Raw genomic sequence first — 14,439 nt, 5'->3', positions numbered from 1 at the left:
TGGGGTTTCGTCATGGCCCATCCAATAACGTGACGCGTCACTCACTGTTGATTGGGGAGATGAACTTCGCCGATCTTGTGAACGCGGATGGAGTTCGTCGAGCCGACAGTGCCGGGCGGCATGCCGGCGACGATGACGACTCGATCGCCGTTTTCGCCGAGGCCCGACTCCTGCAGGTAGTAATCTACCTGCTCGACCATGTCATCGGTGTGCGAGACGGCGGGCACCTTGTAGGTATACACGCCCCAGGACAATGCAAGCGAGTTGCGGGTCGATTCCAGCGGCGTGAAGGCCAGCAGTGGGATCGGGGAGCGCAGCCGGGACATGCGGCGGGCCGTATCGCCGGACTGGGTGAAGGTCACGAGGTACTTGCACTCGATCATTTCGCCGATATCGGCGGCGGCCTTGGTGATGACGCCGGAGCGGGTGTGCGGCGCCGAGGTCAGCGGGGCGATACGGTCGCCGCCGTTTTCCTCGGTGTTTTCGATGATGCGGGCCATCGTGCGCACGGCCTCGATCGGGTATTCCCCGACGGAGGTTTCACCGGAGAGCATGACGGCGTCGGCGCCATCGAGGATGGCGTTGGCGCAGTCGGAGGCTTCCGCGCGCGTCGGGCGCGGGTTGGTGATCATCGACTCGAGCACCTGGGTGGCGACGATGACGGGCTTGGCGAAGCGGCGCGCGAGCTCGATGGCGCGCTTTTGCACCAGCGGGACTTCTTCCAGCGGGAGTTCCACGCCGAGGTCACCGCGCGCGACCATGATGCCGTCGAAGGAGTCGACGATCTCGGTCAGGTTGGATACGGCCTGCGGCTTTTCGATCTTGGCGAGCACCGGCACGCGGCGGCCGACCTCGTCCATGATCTCGTGGACGTCTTCGATATCGCGCGCGCTGCGAACAAAGGACAGCGCGATGAAGTCGGCGCCGATGTTCAGCGCCCAGCGCAGGTCTTCCTTGTCCTTATCGGACAGCGCCGGCACGGAGACGGCGACGCCGGGCAGGTTGATGCCCTTGTGGTTGGAGACCGGGCCGGGGACCTCGACGCGGGTCACGACGTCGGTATCGGTGACGGAAAGGACGCGCAGGGCGACCTTGCCGTCGTCGATCAACAGGGGGTCACCTGGGCGGCAATCGCCCGGCAGGCCCTTGAAGGTGGTGGAACAAATCTCCTGGGTGCCGATAATGTCGCGGGTCGTGATGGTGAAGGTCTCGCCTTCTTCCAAAAACACCGGGCCGGACTCGAAGGCGCCGAGGCGGATCTTCGGTCCCTGCAGGTCGACGAGAACGGCGACCGCGCGGCCGGAGGTTTGGGCGGCTGCGCGGACATTCGCATAGACGAGTTCGTGTTCTTCGGCGGTTCCGTGGGAGCGGTTGATCCGCGCCACATCCATTCCCGCGTCGACCAGTTCTTGGACTTTTTCCGGGGTTTCCGTTGCCGGACCAATCGTGCAAACGATTTTGGCTCTACGCATGGCTCCAGTCTAAGGGGTGTGGGTGATGATGCAGTGGGACTTTATCGCTGCTGGCGGGCGCCGCGACAACCGGCAGCGAGATCGCTCGCGAGATCGCCGAGGCGATCCATGCCGTCATCTAGCGCGCGCAGCAGCGCCGAGCCGACGATGACGCCGTCGGCAAAGGATCCAATTTCGCGCGCTTGCGTGCCAGAAGACACACCGAGGCCGACGCACACGGGCGTGTCGGTCGCCTCGCGTGTGCGCGCGACAAGCTCTTCGGCCGTCGAGTCGACCACGCGCCGCTCTCCCGTGACGCCCATCGTCGAGGCGGCGTAGACGAAGCCGCGGCAGTGTTGGGCGGTCATCGCGAGGCGTTCGGGGGTGGAGGAGGGAGCGACGAGGAAGATGCGATCCAGGTCGAACTCGTCCGTCGCCTCGATCCACGCGCCGGCCTCATCGGGGATGAGGTCCGGGGTGATGGTGCCCGCTGCCCCGGCGGCCGCGAGATCGCGCGCGAAGCGCTGTTCGCCGTAGCGGAAGATCGGGTTGTAGTAGGTCATGACGAGGATCGGCGCGCCGGTGGCGGCGAGCTGCTCGACGATGGACAGGACGTGGTTGGTACGCGTGCCGGCGGCAAGCGCGGCGGCCCCGGTGTGCTGGATGACGGCGCCATCCATCCCGGGATCGGAATACGGCAGGCCGATTTCTAAAATGTCGAAGCCGGCCGCGATCAGCTCTTTGCCGGCGCGCACCGTCGTATCGACGTCGGGGTAGCCAGCGGTGAGGTAGCCGATGAGCGCGGCATCGCCGTCCGCATTGCGCTTCGCGATGGCGGCGGTGGTGGGCGAGGTCACGGTCTTACTCCTGTCGCAGGTCGTCTTCGACGAGATCGAAATAGCTCGCCGCGGTTGCCACGTCCTTATCGCCGCGGCCCGAAAGGTTCACGACAATGATGGGCTCGGCACCGTCGGCGTAGTCGCCACTGGCGTGTTCCTGACCCCAGCGCATGGCGCCCGCCAGGGCGTGCGCCGACTCGATGGCGGGGATGATGCCTTCGGTGCGCGACAGGAGCTGGAAGGCTGCCATCGCCTCGGCGTCGGTCGCTGGCCAGTAGGTGGCGCGGCCGATGGCGTGCAGGTGGGCGTGCTCGGGGCCGACCCCCGGGTAGTCGAGTCCGGCGGAAATGGAGTGGGATTCGATCGTTTGGCCGAACTCGTCTTGCATGAGATACATCTTGGCGCCGTGCAGGATGCCGAGGGAACCGCCGGCGATGGAGGCGGCGTGCCGGCCCGTGTCAACGCCGTCGCCCGCGGCTTCGATCCCGAGCAGCTGGACGTCGGCGTCGTCGAGGAAGGCATGGAACATGCCGATGGCGTTGGAGCCGCCGCCGATGCACGCGACGGCGACATCGGGCAGGCGCCCGGTGCGCTCAAGGATCTGCTCGCGGGTTTCCTCGCCGATGATCTTTTGCAGGTCTCGCACCATCGCCGGGAAGGGATGGGGGCCGGCGGCCGTGCCGAAAATGTAGTTCGTCGTCGCGACGTTGGTGACCCAGTCACGGAAGGCTTCGTTGATCGCGTCCTTCAGCGTCGCGCTGCCGGCGTCCACGCCGACGACCTCGGCGCCAAGCAGCCGCATCCGTGCGACATTCAGCGCCTGGCGGCGCATGTCCTCGCGGCCCATGTAGATTCGGCAGCTCAGGCCCAGCAGCGCGGCTGCGGTTGCCGTTGCGACGCCGTGCTGGCCGGCGCCCGTCTCGGCGATGACGCGGGTCTTGCCGATGGCTCTGGTGAGCAGGGCCTGGCCAAGGACGTTATTGATCTTGTGGCTGCCCGTGTGGTTGAGATCTTCGCGCTTCAAAAAGACTCGGGCGTTACCGCAGTGCTTGGCAAAGCGCGGGACTTCCGTCAGCAGCGAGGGGCGGTGCACATAGTCGCGGTGCAGGTCGGATAGCTCAATGCGGAAGGAGGGATCCTCCTTCGCCTTCTCCCACGCCACCGTCAAATCGTCGAGAGCAGCGATGAGCGCCTCGGGCACGAATCGACCACCAAACTCGCCGAAGTAGGGCCCGGTTTGGTTCGACAGGGATGGCTCAGACACGAAGGAGTCCTTTTCCTCGGTGGGGATTAGTTCCACTGCTGGTGGGTGGCGGGATGCTTGGTGATGGAGACCATGTCGGCGACGGCCTTGCGGGGATCGCCATCGCGCACGAGGGCCTCCCCCACGAGGACCGCGTCGGCACCGGCCTTGGCGTATTCCCACACGTCGGCGGGGCTGCGCACACCGGATTCGGCGATCGTGATGATCGAATCGTCGATGACCTCGCGGACTTCGGCGAAGGTGGCGCGTTCGACCTGCAGGGTGTGCAGGTTTCGGGCATTGACGCCGATGACGCGGGCACCAGCCGCGGCCGCGCGCATCGCCTCGACGCGATCGTGCGCTTCGACGAGGGCCGTCATGCCAAGGGAGTGGACGCGTTCGATGAGCGAGGTGAGCACGCCCTGTTCCAGTGCCGCGACGATGAGCAGGACCATGTCCGCGCCGTAGGCTCGCGCCTCCCAAATCTGGTAGGGCGTGACGATGAAGTCCTTGCGCAGCAGCGGCACGTCGACAGCCGCGCGCACGGCCGCGAAGTCCTGAAGCGATCCCCCAAAACGACGTTCTTCGGTGAGCACGGAGATGGCGGTGGCGCCACCTGCCTCATAGGCGCGGGCGAGTGCCGCCGGATCTGGGATATCGGCGAGCGCACCCTTCGACGGGGAGCGGCGCTTGACCTCCGCGATGATGGAGACCGCGGCGTCGCGCTGGGAAAGGCAGGCCTGGACGTCAATGGCGCTATCGCGCCGCTCGGCCTGGTCCTTCAGCTCCGCCAAGCTCACGCGCGCTTCGCGCGCGGCGACATCCTCGCGAACGCCGACGATGATCTCATCTAGAACCGACATGTGCACTCCTTGGACGACGGCGCGAGCCTAGTCCTCGTACCAGTCCCGCGTCACAACGGTGCGCGGTTGGCCCTTGCCGGCGGCGCGAAAGCCAATGCCGAGCACGGCGGCGGCGACGATGATCACGCCGCCAACGATCTGCGTCGGCAGCGAGTACAGCACCATACCGATGGATACTACGAGGGCGCCGAGCAGCACGAGCGCGACAAAAATCCACGAGGCGCGGGTATGGCCATGATTGGCGTAGGGCGCGGCGGGGGGCAGGGAATACGTTCGGTTCATGGGGTCCTCCTGGCGGCAAGCTTACCTGTTATTGCGTTGGATCTTCGCCACGTTCCAACGCGTCCCAATCGTCGATGGCACGCACGCGGGGATCGGGCGACATGGGGGAATCCGTCGGAACGGCGGTGATGTCATAGCGGCTGACCGAGCTGGGCCAGCGGGCCGCGAGCACGAGTCCGGCCAAAGCGAGTGCAACGGCCAGGATTGCTAGCAGCGTGCCCACCCAGATGGTGGGCAGCGTCTGGATCGTCGTGACCTCACCGGTGCCCGAGGATAGCGAGCTGTACAGCCGCGTAAGGTCCTCGGGGGTGGCGAAAAGCATCGAGCCAAATGCCCACGTGCAGGCGCCCGCAGCTACGGCCGCAATCCCGCACACGATGCGAGCGCCGACCTTCTTCGTCAGGGCCAGCGCAATCCCCGCCGCGGCAAGCGCGAGGGCAGCGGCTGGGCCGATGGGCATGAGCTGGAAGCCGGTAAGGGTGGTCTTCGTCGTGCCAGCAACCGAGATGACTTCAGCCCGCAGCCAGCCGAGCGCACTGCCGGCGAGCAGCGCGATGCCAAGGACGACGAGGCCGGTGGCGACCTGGGCGCGGGTCAGTCTCATGACGTGGCCACCAAACTCGCAGCGCGCGAGACGGCCGCCAGTGCAGCGGCGGCCTTCGTGCGGCATTCGGCGTGTTCGGATTGCGGCACGGAATCCGCGACGATGCCCGCGCCCGCCTGGACGTAGGCGGTGGCGGAAACGATGACGGCCGTGCGGATCGCGATCGCCATGTCGAGATTGCCTTGCAGGTCGATGTAGCCGACGACGCCCCCGTAGATTCCGCGCCGGGTCGGTTCCAATTCATCGATGAGCTGCATCGCTCGCACCTTCGGGGCGCCCGAGAGCGTACCGGCGGGAAAGGCCGCGGCCAGCGCATCGATGGCGGAGACGTCTTCAGCCAGCTTTCCGGTAACCGTGGAGGTCAGGTGCATGATGTGCGAATAGCGTTTGATCGCCATGTAGTCCTCGACGCTGACGGTCCCGGGCTCGCAGACGCGGTTGAGGTCATTGCGGGCGAGGTCCACGAGCATGACGTGCTCGGCGACTTCCTTGGGATCGGCGAGGAGTTCCTCCGCTAGTGCCCGATCGGCTGCCGAGCTCTGGCCGCGCGGCCGCGAGCCCGCGATCGGGAAGGTGCGCACGCCGCGGCCGCGGACCTCGACGAGCGTTTCGGGCGAGGACCCCACGATGTGGAAGACGCCGCCATCGGCCCTCGGCAGCGCGAGAATGTACATGTAGGGCGAGGGGTTCGTCGCCCGTAGGACCCGGTAGACCTCGAGCGGGTCGGCCGGGCAGGCAAGGCTCGCGCGCTGGGACAGGACGATCTGGAAGACTTCGCCGTCGATGATGGCCTGGTGGGCGCGTTCGACGATATCGACGAATTCGTCCTCGGTCATGCTGAAAGTCGGCTCGGGGGCCGCATGGTCCTCAGCGATGACGCGCGGGATGGGAACGCCGGCGCGCGGCGCCGCTAGGGTCGCCGCCATCGTATCGAGGCGGCTGAGCGCATCGTCATAGGCTGCATCGGCGCGCTCGTCGCTGCCATCGAAGTTGATAGCGCAGGCGATGAGCCAGATCTCCCCGCTGCGGTGGTCAAAAGCGATGACGTCGGTGGCAAGGGCCAGCGCGACATCGGGCACGGGGACATCGGGCTCGGTGCGCGGCGGCAGGTCTTCAAAGCTGCGCACGATCTCCCAGCCGAGGGCGCCAACGAGGCCGCCGGTAAACGGCGGGTAGTCCTCCGGCAGCGGCGCGTGGCGCAGCACGCTCGAGGCTTCGCGAATTAGCTCAATCGCCGGGCCGCTTGGTGTCAGGCCAGCCGGGATGCGGCCCCGCCAGTGCGCGGTCTCGTCATGGGCGATGAGGAAGGCCGGGCAGTTGACTCCGACGAAGGACCAGCGGCCCCATTCGCCGTGCTCGGCCGACTCCAAGATGAACGTGCCGACCTCACCACCGAAGGCGCGGTAGACGGCGCTTGGCGTGAGGTCCTCGGCAAGCATGCGGCGCACGATCGGCACCGCGCGCGCACCTTCAGCAGCCTCGTGGAAACCGGCGCGGTCAGGAACAGTGCTCCCCCACCTCATGCGTCCTCCTCACCCTGGATGACGGGAAGCTCGCGGCCGGAAAAACACGTGTCGGTTCCGGTGTGGCACGCCCCACCGACCTGGGTGACCTGGACGAGCAGGGTATCGCCGTCGCAATCGAGCGCGGCCGCGCGCACGTATTGGACGTTCCCGGAGGTATCGCCCTTGCGCCAGTATTCCTGGCGGCTGCGGGAATAAAACCAGACGCGCCCGCTGGACAGGGTGCGGGCTAGGGCCACGTCGTCCATATAGCCGACCATGAGGACCGAGCCGTCGTCGACGGACTGGATGACGGCCGGGATGAGGCCGTCGCGATCGAATCGGACGCGGGCGTGTAGCTCCTCGGGCAGGGCATCGCTGTCGGTCATGAGCGCACCTCGAATCCGGCGTCGGCAAGGCCGGCCTTGACGTCGCCGATGGTGAGTTCGCCGTAGTGGAAGACGGAGGCGGCGAGAATGGCATCGGCGCCGGCGCGGACGGCGGCCACGCAGTGCTCGACGCTGCCGGCACCGCCTGAGGCGATGAGCGGCAGGCGCACGGCCTCGCGGACCGCGCGCAGCATGGGCAGGTCGAAACCGGCGCGCGTGCCGTCGGCGTCCATGGAATTCAGCAGGATCTCGCCGGCGCCGCGCTCGGCGGCTTCTTTCGCCCACGCGATCGCATCCAGGCCCGCGCTCGTGCGACCGCCGTGGGTCGTGACCTCGTAGCCGGAGGGCATTTCGCTATTGGCGCGCGCATCGACCGACAGCGTAATGACCTGGGAGCCGAAGCGGGTGGCGATCTCGGTCAGCAGCTCCGGGCGCGTGATCGCCGCGGTATTGATGCCGATCTTGTCGGCGCCGCAGGCGAGCAGCTCGGCGACGTCGGCAACGCTGCGCACGCCGCCGCCAACCGTCAAGGGCACGAAGACCTGTTCGGCGGTGGCTTGCACGACCTCGCGCGTCGTGCCACGGCCCTCAGCGGAGGCGGAGATATCGAGGAAGGTGAGCTCGTCGGCGCCCGCGGCGTCATAGGCGCGCGCGAGCTCGACGGGATCACCCGCGTCCTTCAGGTCGGTAAAGTTCACACCTTTGACAACCCGACCCTCGAGCACGTCAAGGCAGGGGATGATTCGGATAGCTGGCGCCATGCCGTAAGCCTACCGGGGCCGGCAATCGGGCTCTAACCGGTCTCGTTTCTGTCTGCTGGCGCGCGCCGCTAGCCTAGGGTCATGCTTCAGCCCCCTCGCGCGATCATTGCCGTCGATGGCGCGACGGGTGCCGGCAAATCGACGATCGCTGCGGCGCTGGCCGCGCAGCTGCGCTCGAGCGGCCTTACCGTCGTCATCCTTTCCCTCGATCTGCTGTCCTACGGCTGGCGTGACCTGGCCGGTGGGGTGCGTCGCGGCGGTGAGTGCGCCGCCCGGTTCCGGGCCGACGGGCGTTTTGACTACCAGCCCTACGACTGGCATCTGGGGCGCGTGAGCGATGAGCGGGTAAGTGCTGCTGGGCAGGTGCTGATCCTCGACGGTTGTGGCGCGGCGAGCCGGGAATTTGCCGCCGCCGCGGCCGATCCGGCTATCCTCGACGCCGCCATCATCGCGCGGGCCTCGGTTGTCACCCGCACGCGCCGGATCAGCCAGCGCGATGCCTATGACTGGTCGGATATGCGGGAGGCCTGGGAGGCGCAGCACGAGGCGCTGAGCTACGGCTGGCTGCCGAATCTCATCGTCATCGGCGAGGACGATTAACCCTCGGCGAGGAATTCGCGCACGCGGGAGGTGGGGCGGCCGATGATGGCCCGCCCGCGCGCCACGATGACCGGGCGCTCCATCAGCTCGGGATGCTCGGCGAGCACGGTAGCGACCTGCTCGGCGGATTCAACGTCGGCGCCGGTCAGCCCCGCGGCCGTGAAAGCGGCGTCGCGCCGAACGAGGGCGCTCGGCTCATCGACGAGAATCGAGAGGAGTTCGAGAAGTTCGTCCCGGCTCGGTGGCGTCGCGAGGTAGTTGATGACCCGCACCTCGCGGCCAGCAAGCTCGGCCATCGCCGCGCGCGATTTGGAGCAGGCGGCATTGTGGTAGATCGTCGTCTCGTTCACTGGCCCTCCTCGGGCGTGTAGGCGGCGAGGATATCGACGACCATGACGACGGTATCCGTACCGGAGGCCTGATCGGGCGGGATGACGAGCAGCACGCGCGAGCCGACCCGCTGATCCAGGATCCCGGCGCGCATACCTGGCACGACGTCGTTGAGGTTCACCGCGATCGGCGTGGCGGGCTCGGTCGCGTCGATCAGTTCGCCCGTGGACCAGTGCGTCGAGGCAAAGGTGACGAGGACGCGCTGGCCCTCCAGCACCTGGGCGCCCTGCCCCACGATGAGCGGGGCGACCTTCAGATCGGCTGGGGCGGGCTCCTCCCCCATGGCGAGGGCCTGCTGGCGATCGTTGACGAGTTCGACCTCGGGCATCCCGGCCACGGGCTCGGGGACCGTGCCCTCGGCAACCGTCGGCAGGATATCGATCACCGTCACGAGCGTCGTGTTCTTACCTTTGACCTGGACGGGCTCGAGCAGCACGATGCGGCTGCCCTCGTGTTTGCCGACGAGCGTCTTGGCGAGCACCTCGCCGACGCCGTCGCGATCGATCGTCACGATCTTGGGGGTGCCGAGCGCCGGGCCCTCAATGAGCGTGCCCTCACCATCGAAGGTCGTCACGGTGAGGATCGCGGTATCGCCCGCGCCGAGTTCGCGCCCAAAGCCTGGGATCGCCTGCAGCTCTTCGCGGTTGGTGACGTTCATTCCGTCGGGTAGCGAGACGGCCGGGATCGACCCGAGCGAGCCCTCCACGACGACCGATTGGACCTGAGCGGTCGGTTCCTTATCGACGCTTTGCTCGCTGCAGCCGGCGAGCACGAGGCCCGCGGCAAGGAGCGCGGCAATGATTCGGCTACGCGCTAGCACCACGGCACCTCGACTTCCGGTCCGCGCATATCGGCGATGAGGGCCACAACGCGCTCATCGCTGGCCGCAAACGGGTCATCGAGCCGGATCGCCTTGTGGGCGGCGTCGTTCAGCCGGATATGCGTCCAATCAACGGTGTGGTCGCGGCGGTGTTTTTCGGCCGCCGCGATGAAGGCGCCGCGCACCTTCGCGCGCGTGGTGGCCGGCGGGTTGACGAGCGCGTCATCGACGTCGGCCGTGGTCGTCAACCGCGTGAGCATGCCGCGCTCTTCCATCCGCGGCGCGATCCCCGCGTCGGTGACGTCGTGATAGGCGAGCATGAGCCGCGAGGCCTCAAAGGACTCGAGGCGGTGGCCGCGCGCCGCGAGGCGGTCCAGCAACTTCTTCTTCACCGCCCAGTCGAGTTCCGTCTCGACGCCGGCGTGGTCCCCGCTCGCAATCGCATCGAGGCCGCGCTGCCACAGATCCACCGCGTAGCGGTGCAGCCGCGTCAGTTCGAGGTCGGCACTCGTGATCGCCTCGAGGTAGGTGCGTTGGATATCGACGGCGGTCATCGCGCGCCCGCCCACGACGTCGCAGCGCACCTTTCCGGAAAGATCCTGGCAGACCTCGCGGATCGCGCGCATCGGGTCGAGCAGTTCGATTCGTGGCAGCTGGCCGCGCTCGGCAAGGGTGAGCAGCAGCTCGGTGACGGCGACCTTCGCGCACGTCGCGGCCTCGCTGACGTTGGTATCCCCGACGATGACGTGCAACCGCCGGTAGCGATCGGCGTCGGCGTGCGGTTCATCGCGCGTGTTGATGATCGGGCGGGAGCGTGTCGTTGCAGAGGAGACCGCGTCCCACGTCTGGTCGGCGCGCTGGGAAAACCCGTAGGTCGCCCGCCCGCGCTTGAGTTTGAGATACCCGGAGCCGACGACGATCTGGCGGGTGACGAAGAATGCCAGAAGCGATTCGATCATCTCGCGAAAGCGCGGCGTGCGGCGCACGAGGTAGTTTTCGTGGCAGCCATAGGAATTCCCGCGCGAGTCCGCGTTATTGCGAAACAGGTGGATCGCGCCGGGGATCTCGTCGGCGGCTAGGCGCTGGTTCGCGGTCCGGGCGAGGTCCGCCATGAGCGTCGTTCCGGCCCGATCTTGGGCGAGGATATCCTCGAGCCGGTCACACTCCGCGGTCGCATATTCCGGGTGGGCGCCGACGTCGAGGTAGAGTCGTCCCCCATTGGGCAGGAACACGTTGGTGGACCGACCACGATCCTGCACGGGTCGAAACAGCAGCAGCGCAGCCTCTTCGGCGCCGACGGGGGGCTCCCCCTCGGCGAGGTGCGCGCAGGTGATCCCGAATTCGGTTTCGATCCCGTAGATACGACGATCGGTCACTGTCCGCCTTTTTGGACAAAGCCCTGGACGAAGGATTCGGCGTTGGCTTCCAGCACGGTATCGATCTCGTCGAGCAGGTCATCGACGCTCTCCGTCTGGGCGCTGGGCGTGACGGTGAGTTCTTCTTCTTCGGTTTCGGCGGCCGATGATTGCGGCCTGAGGTATTCACGACGCATGGAAAATCCCTAGGTTAATGTGTCAACGATGGTAGCGAGGTCCGCCTCCGGCAGCTCGCCAATCCGGTGATAGCTCCCACCGTAAGGGTCCGGCATGGTGATGCGCATGAGGGCATCATCATGTGGATTGCGGGCGATGAGCGAGGACCAGGAGGCGGAGTGGATCTCGCCGGGGTGATTCTTAATGAGCTGGCCGCGCAGGTAGGCGCGGGTGTCCTTCGGCGGCTCGACCGCCGCATTGGCGATGGCCTCTTCCGAGACGAGCCGGCGCACCTTGCCGGCGCGCGCGAGGGCCGCCGAGATCGATACCGCGGGGTTGACGTTTGCGAACTGCAGGTCGAGGGCGGCGAGCTTTGGATGATCCCAGGCAAGTCCCCCGCGCTCGCGCATACGCTCCAGCAGGTGGAGTTTTCCGACCCATTCGATATCGGTCTCAACCTCCGATAGGTCGGAGCCGAGTCCGTCGAGCAGGCGGCTCCAGGTGCGAAGGACCTCATCGGTGGCATCATCGGCGAGCCCATCAGCCTGAAGGGCTGATGCGATCAGATCGCGGAAGATCCGATGAATATCGAGCGCGGTGTACCTGCCGGAAGCCGTCGACAGCGTGTGACTGAGGGGCTCGCGGGAGACACCATAGACGTCGAACACGGGTGCGGACAGCGTCAGCGCATCCAGGTCGAGTGGAACCGAGCCGCGCTCCAGGAACCACAGCACGAGGGAGGTGACCCCCACCTTGGCGTAGGTGGAGACGTCGAAGGTGTTGGCATCGCCGACGATGACGTGCAGGCGCCGCCAGCGCCGGGCATCGCAGTGCGGCTCGTCGCGGGTGTTGATGATCGGGCGGTTGAACGTCGTTTCGAGCCCGACCTCGTTTTCGATGTAATCGGCGCGCTGGGAGATCTGGAATCCGGCCTCTTCGCTTTTTTGGCCGATGCCGACGCGTCCGGCACCGCAGATCAGCGGGCGGACAGCGAAAAACGTCGTCAGGTGCTGGACGACATCGCCGAAGGGCAGGTCGCGGGAGATGAGGTAGTTCTCGTGGCAGCCGTAGCTGGCGCCCTTGCCGTCAACGTTGTTCTTATAGATCTGGATCTCGCGCCCGGAGCGCGCGGCGAGCTCGGTGGCCCGCTGCATGATGAGATCGCCGGCGCGGTCATAGGTCACGACGTCGAGCGGAGTGAGGACCTCGGGCGAGGAGTACTCGGGGTGAGCATGATCGACGTAGAGGCGGGCGCCGTTGGTGAGCACAGCGTTGGCAGGACCGGAGCGGCCGGCCCCCTCCAGCGTCTTCGTCACGTGCGCGCCCGGCCCGGAAGGGGCCGCGCTGTTCGGGTCATCGGTCAGCATGGAAGGATCGGCGGCGCTGCGCGGCAGCCGGTAGCCGCGGGCATCGGAGAGCGGATCTTCTCCGCGATAGTCCCACGTGGCATGGGGCACGGCGTCGGCGTAGGCGCTGACGATGGCGTTCGACAGCTCAATGACGTTGGCCTGGACCCCGGCCTCAGCGATCCCGTACTCGGTTTCGATGCCCATCGGGCGAATCACGGTCATGGTGCTCCTTGGGCTATTCGGCGGTTGCCACGTCGGTCACGCGAGCACCGGCACGGCCAAGCACGCGTGCCCATTCCTCGGGATCGGTCGTGGCCCGCAAGGCATCGTGTTCCTGCTTTTCCTGCGTGAGGGCGGCATGCATGTGGGAGGTGCGGATGCCGCGCTCGCCGCTGGCCAGGTAGTCCTTGACGGCGGCCTTCTTGACGCGATCGACGATATTGGCAACGAGCGCACCGGAGACGAAGTCCTTGAAGTACATAGTGTGGCGCGAGCCGTCGGCGAATGTCACGATGAACATTTTCTCGGAGTCCTCGGTGGCAAAAATGCGATCAACCGCGACCTGAGTAAGGTGCTTGATCACGCCACTGATGCCGCCGTAGCGTGAGATCTCGTCCTCGTGATACGGCAAAGATTCGGTGAGGTACTTGTAGAAAATGTCCGCCGTGCCTTCGCGGTCCGGCCGGTTGACGCGGATCTTGACGTCGAGTCGTCCCGGGCGCAGGATCGCGGGGTCGATCATGTCCTCGCGGTTGGAGGCGCCAATGACGACGACGTTATCGAGTTGCTCGACGCCATCGATCTCGGCGAGCAGCTGCGGCACGATCGTGGTTTCCACATCCGAGGACACCCCGGAGCCGCGGGTACGGAACAGGGATTCCATCTCGTCGAAAAAGACCACGACCGGCATCCCGCTGGAGGCCTTTTCCCTCGCACGGGCAAAGATCGTGCGAATGTGGCGCTCGGTTTCTCCGACGTACTTATCGAGCAGTTCGGGGCCCTTGATGTTCAGGAAGTAGGCCTTGTCCCCTTCGGCGCGCGTCGTGCGGGCAAGGGAGGTGGCAACCGCCTTGGCGATGAGCGTCTTGCCGCATCCGGGCGGTCCGTAGAGCAAGACGCCCTTGGGTGGGCGCAGTCCGTGTTCGCGGAACGTATCGGGGTGCGCGAAGGGCAGCTCGATGGCGTCGCGAATTTCCATGATCTGCTCGTTCAAGCCACCAATGTCGCTGTAGTCGACATCGGGTTCTTCTTCCAGCAGGAGGTCATCGAGTTCGGACAGCTGGATAATCTCGAGCGCCGTGCCGCTTTTCAGGTCGGCGAGCAGGACGTCTCCGACCCGCACCCGGGTGGTGGCAAGCTCGCCCGAGGGGATCAGCACGATCGAATCATCAGCGCGGCTCGTGGCGACAATGCGGCCATCGGAAAGGACTTCGCGAACGTAGACCAGGGCGCCCGTGGTCTCATAGCCGGCAGCGCTGATAACTAGCATCTGCTCGTTCAGCCGGACCAGCTGGCCCCGCCGGATGGCGCCGAGCGGCATAGTGGGCACAACGGGTAGTCGCATCCGGCGGCCGCCGAGCATGACGTCGGCTTCCCGGGCCGCCATATCGGCTTCGAGGAACACGCCATAGGATCCAGGCGGACGGGTTAGGGTGTCGAGTTGTTCCTGGAGTTCTTCCAGGCGTCGTCGGGCGGTCGCTAACGCGGCGGATAGACGCTCGTTTTTGTGCGCGAGCGAAATCGCCTCCTGTTGGAGTTCCTGAACTCTGGCTTCGGTGAAATTTGCCATGTTGCCTCCTCCTCGCGAACGCTAA

At 66.4% G+C, this 14,439-nt stretch carries 16 protein-coding genes; 1 reads left to right on the top strand and 15 read right to left on the bottom strand.

Going from position 1 to position 14,439, the window contains the following annotated elements; genetic code table 11:
• Positions 1–41: 41 nt before the first annotated feature.
• Genes pyk through hisF form a run of 9 tightly spaced genes read right to left on the bottom strand, consistent with a single transcriptional unit; the run spans position 42 to position 7,934 of the window.
• The gene (pyk, locus tag MUN85_RS06120) at positions 42–1,472 is read right to left on the bottom strand and encodes a pyruvate kinase (protein ID WP_250505870.1); all 1,431 of its coding nucleotides are present in this window, start codon (positions 1,470–1,472) and stop codon (positions 42–44) included.
• Positions 1,473–1,513: 41 nt separating this feature from the next.
• Positions 1,514–2,308 (bottom strand): tryptophan synthase subunit alpha, encoded by a 795-nt coding sequence (trpA, locus tag MUN85_RS06115; protein WP_250505869.1) that lies wholly within the window; start codon positions 2,306–2,308, stop codon positions 1,514–1,516.
• 4 nt (positions 2,309–2,312) lie between these two features.
• Positions 2,313–3,554, bottom strand: a complete 1,242-nt coding sequence (trpB, locus tag MUN85_RS06110) for a tryptophan synthase subunit beta (RefSeq protein ID WP_250505868.1) — start codon at positions 3,552–3,554, stop codon at positions 2,313–2,315.
• A 26-nt stretch (positions 3,555–3,580) separates the two neighbouring features.
• Positions 3,581–4,396 carry an indole-3-glycerol phosphate synthase TrpC gene (gene trpC / locus MUN85_RS06105; protein WP_250505867.1) on the bottom strand — a complete coding sequence of 272 codons (816 nt, stop codon included), beginning with the start codon at positions 4,394–4,396 and terminating at the stop codon, positions 3,581–3,583.
• A gap of 27 nt (positions 4,397–4,423) precedes the next feature.
• Positions 4,424–4,678 carry an HGxxPAAW family protein gene (locus MUN85_RS06100; protein ID WP_092564561.1) on the bottom strand — a complete coding sequence of 85 codons (255 nt, stop codon included), beginning with the start codon at positions 4,676–4,678 and terminating at the stop codon, positions 4,424–4,426.
• A 28-nt stretch (positions 4,679–4,706) separates the two neighbouring features.
• Positions 4,707–5,282, bottom strand: coding sequence for a Trp biosynthesis-associated membrane protein (locus tag MUN85_RS06095; protein WP_250505866.1), 576 nt, complete (start codon positions 5,280–5,282; stop codon positions 4,707–4,709).
• Positions 5,279–6,805, bottom strand: a complete 1,527-nt coding sequence (locus tag MUN85_RS06090; RefSeq protein WP_250505865.1) for a chorismate-binding protein — start codon at positions 6,803–6,805, stop codon at positions 5,279–5,281. Before MUN85_RS06090 ends, MUN85_RS06095 begins: the two co-directional genes overlap by 4 nt.
• Positions 6,802–7,173, bottom strand: a complete 372-nt coding sequence (hisI, locus tag MUN85_RS06085) for a phosphoribosyl-AMP cyclohydrolase (RefSeq protein ID WP_250505864.1) — start codon at positions 7,171–7,173, stop codon at positions 6,802–6,804. Before hisI ends, MUN85_RS06090 begins: the two co-directional genes overlap by 4 nt.
• A complete protein-coding gene (gene hisF, locus MUN85_RS06080) occupies positions 7,170–7,934 on the bottom strand; it encodes an imidazole glycerol phosphate synthase subunit HisF (protein ID WP_250505863.1) in 765 nt (254 codons plus the stop codon). The genes hisI and hisF overlap by 4 nt, the downstream gene beginning before the upstream one ends.
• An 81-nt stretch (positions 7,935–8,015) precedes the next feature.
• Between hisF and MUN85_RS06075 the strand changes: the two genes are divergently transcribed.
• Positions 8,016–8,534 (top strand): nucleoside/nucleotide kinase family protein, encoded by a 519-nt coding sequence (locus MUN85_RS06075; RefSeq protein ID WP_250505862.1) that lies wholly within the window; start codon positions 8,016–8,018, stop codon positions 8,532–8,534.
• Here the strand turns inward: MUN85_RS06075 and MUN85_RS12895 are convergent.
• The 6 genes from MUN85_RS12895 to arc are packed head-to-tail and all read right to left on the bottom strand — an operon-like array spanning position 8,531 to position 14,414.
• Complete coding sequence (locus MUN85_RS12895; protein ID WP_250505861.1) at positions 8,531–8,884, bottom strand: ArsC/Spx/MgsR family protein; 354 nt, start codon at positions 8,882–8,884, stop codon at positions 8,531–8,533. The genes MUN85_RS06075 and MUN85_RS12895 overlap by 4 nt on opposite strands.
• The gene (locus MUN85_RS12890) at positions 8,881–9,747 is read right to left on the bottom strand and encodes an FKBP-type peptidyl-prolyl cis-trans isomerase (protein WP_250505860.1); all 867 of its coding nucleotides are present in this window, start codon (positions 9,745–9,747) and stop codon (positions 8,881–8,883) included. The genes MUN85_RS12895 and MUN85_RS12890 overlap by 4 nt, the downstream gene beginning before the upstream one ends.
• On the bottom strand, positions 9,738–11,120 hold the full coding sequence (gene pafA, locus MUN85_RS06060) for a Pup--protein ligase (RefSeq protein WP_250505859.1): 1,383 nt from the start codon (positions 11,118–11,120) through the stop codon (positions 9,738–9,740). The genes MUN85_RS12890 and pafA overlap by 10 nt, the downstream gene beginning before the upstream one ends.
• Entirely contained in the window at positions 11,117–11,296 is a 180-nt protein-coding gene (locus tag MUN85_RS06055) for a ubiquitin-like protein Pup (RefSeq protein ID WP_250505858.1), read from the bottom strand. The genes pafA and MUN85_RS06055 overlap by 4 nt, the downstream gene beginning before the upstream one ends.
• Before the next feature lie 9 nt (positions 11,297–11,305).
• The gene (gene dop / locus MUN85_RS06050; protein ID WP_250505857.1) at positions 11,306–12,847 is read right to left on the bottom strand and encodes a depupylase/deamidase Dop; all 1,542 of its coding nucleotides are present in this window, start codon (positions 12,845–12,847) and stop codon (positions 11,306–11,308) included.
• Between the two features lie 13 nt (positions 12,848–12,860).
• On the bottom strand, positions 12,861–14,414 hold the full coding sequence (arc, locus tag MUN85_RS06045; protein ID WP_250505856.1) for a proteasome ATPase: 1,554 nt from the start codon (positions 14,412–14,414) through the stop codon (positions 12,861–12,863).
• Between the last annotated feature and the right edge of the window lie 25 nt (positions 14,415–14,439).

The organism is Bowdeniella massiliensis, from assembly GCF_023634005.1.
In the GTDB taxonomy this organism is placed as follows: domain Bacteria; phylum Actinomycetota; class Actinomycetes; order Actinomycetales; family Actinomycetaceae; genus Bowdeniella; species Bowdeniella massiliensis.
The sequence above is the reverse complement of the archived record's forward strand: the minus strand, read 5'-3'. Positions and strand labels throughout refer to the sequence as shown.